This window comes from Ruegeria sp. BHSB064, from assembly GCF_059613205.1.
Genome location: NZ_JBXWSB010000238.1, coordinates 1 through 2,138, shown reverse-complemented (window position 1 = coordinate 2,138; position 2,138 = coordinate 1). Strand labels below are relative to the sequence as shown.

The window sequence follows — 2,138 nt, the reverse complement described above, 5'->3', positions numbered from 1 at the left end:
TTCTTTGCTGAAAATCTGATGCGCTGCTTCCTCTTCCACACCGGTTGTGGCCAGCAGAATATCGCGTTCGGTCTGCCGATCAGGATATTCGACGTCGATTTGAACCAGAAAACGGTCCAGCTGTGCTTCGGGCAGCGGATAGGTGCCTTCCTGTTCGATCGGGTTTTGCGTGGCCAATACGTGGAAGGGTGTTCCCAGCGAACGATCTTCACCCGCCACAGTCACCGTACGTTCCTGCATCGCTTGCAGCAAAGCAGACTGCGTTCGCGGGCTGGCGCGGTTGATCTCATCCGCCATCAACAACTGGCAGAAGATCGGACCAGAGATAAAGCGGAAATGTCGTGACCCGTCATCGGCGGTATCCAGAACCTCAGACCCAAGAATATCTGCGGGCATCAGGTCCGGCGTGAACTGAATACGGTTGCCGTGCAGTCCCATCACGGTAGACAGCGTTTCAACCAGTCGCGTTTTACCAAGCCCCGGCAAACCGATCAGCAGGGCATGACCACCGCACAACAACGCGGTCAGGGTCAGGTCCACGACCCTTTCCTGCCCGATGAAGCGGCGGGTGATCGAGGCCTTGGCCTCTTGCAGCTTGTTTTCCAGCGCTTCGATCTCGGCTACGAGGTCGGCAGGTTCGGTCATGACTTTCCCTTCCGTGGACTAATATGATTGAAGTGTATCGCGCTAAGAGGAAATGGCAAAAGCAATGAGCGGACAAAAACCTGTGAAACCGTCGCCAGATGGTCTGGCTGCATCAGTCAAAGCGGCCAAAACCAAGGGTTTACCGCCCGTTCACCTATGGAATCCCCCGTTTTGCGGCGATCTGGACATCCATATCGCAAAAGATGGCACCTGGAGTTATTTAGGCTCCCCCATCAACCGTTTCGAGCTGGTAAAGCTATTTTCCTCAATTCTTAAGAAAGAAGATGGGAAATACTTCCTCGTCACCCCGGTCGAGAAGGTGGGAATCACTGTCGAAGACGCCCCGTTTGTCGCCGTGGATTTTGATCGTGATGGCGAAGGCGAGCAGCAAAACCTGACCTTTACCACACATGTAGGCGATCATGCTGTTGCAGGTTCAGAACATCCAATCCGGATCGTTATCGACCCGGTGACAAACGAACCTTCACCCTACATCATGATCCGTTCCGATCTTGAAGCGCGCATAGATCGCAAAAGTTTCTACCGTCTGGTAGAGATTGGCACTCATCACGACGGCTGGTTTGGCGTTTGGTCAGGCCAAAAGTTCTTTGGGCTGATCCCATCAACCGAGCTTGGCTGATCCCCGGGACTGTCGAGGCGCCCGATCCTGCGCCAGAACAACGGCCAGAGCGACAACCCCCGCGCCCAGCGCGCGGGTCCAGTTCCAGTCATCGCCCAGCACCAGCATGATCAGCATCACGTAAAACGGTGCGATGTTGATGTGGAACGACGCCAAGGCAACGCCCAGTTTACCGACTGACGCGATGAACAGAACCTGGCTCAGCCCCATGGCAATCAGCGCATAGATTACCAGCATCCCAACCTGCTGCGCATCCACAGCAGCGCGCGGCATCACATCCATACCCATTTGCGCGGCCCCAAAACTCAGAACCCCGGCCATCAGCAACCCACCTGTAAAGGTGATCGTGGTGCGCCCGGTCTGGCTGAGCTCGGGAAAGTCGCGAACCGTCGCCATACTGGCCCAGCAGAAAAGTCCGGTTGAAGCAATTGCACAGACTGCGCCCAGCCCCAGCTGCGCCGGAGCGTTAGCGCTGGTGGCAATCAAACCGCCCGCAATCGACACCAGGACGCCAATGGCGAAGTTCCACTTTAGGCGCCGCGTGCCAGCGGCAAGTTCAAGCAACGTTGCTGCCAAAGGCGCGCAGGACGCAATAATCGCAACGGTCACCGGGTCCGTCAGCTTCTGTGCCAGGATCAAAAGGAACATGCCGATCCCGTACCCGAAACCGCCAACAACCATTGCCCGGCCCCATTTCGCCCGCATTACGCGGCTTGGCCCGTCAAGAATGAACCAAAGCGGCAACATCACAACAACAGCCAACGCCAGACGCGCGGTCAGCAGCGCAACCGGGGGCCAGCTTTGCAAAAGGACCTCGGCCGCAGGAAACCCGGCTGCCCAAGCCATCATCGAC

General features: G+C 56.9%; 3 protein-coding genes. 1 reads left to right on the top strand and 2 read right to left on the bottom strand.

Going from position 1 to position 2,138, the window contains the following annotated elements; genetic code table 11:
* Positions 1 to 645, bottom strand: a 645-nt coding sequence (locus AC2FNU_RS24645) for an AAA family ATPase (protein WP_496794227.1), incomplete at its 3' end; no start/stop codon positions are given.
* Positions 646 to 709: 64 nt separating this feature from the next.
* Between AC2FNU_RS24645 and AC2FNU_RS24640 the strand changes: the two genes are divergently transcribed.
* On the top strand, positions 710 to 1,285 hold the full coding sequence (locus AC2FNU_RS24640) for a DUF1285 domain-containing protein (RefSeq protein WP_496794222.1): 576 nt from the start codon (positions 710 to 712) through the stop codon (positions 1,283 to 1,285).
* Here AC2FNU_RS24640 and AC2FNU_RS24635 read toward each other — a convergent pair.
* Positions 1,268 to 2,138, bottom strand: an 871-nt coding sequence (locus AC2FNU_RS24635) for a DMT family transporter (RefSeq protein WP_496794218.1), incomplete at its 5' end; no start/stop codon positions are given. The genes AC2FNU_RS24640 and AC2FNU_RS24635 overlap by 18 nt on opposite strands.

Coding starts and splice junctions, on each gene's coding strand:
- AC2FNU_RS24640 (WP_496794222.1), top strand. CDS start 710: ATGAGCGGACAAAAACCTGTGAAACCGTCGCCAGATGGTCTGGCTGCA.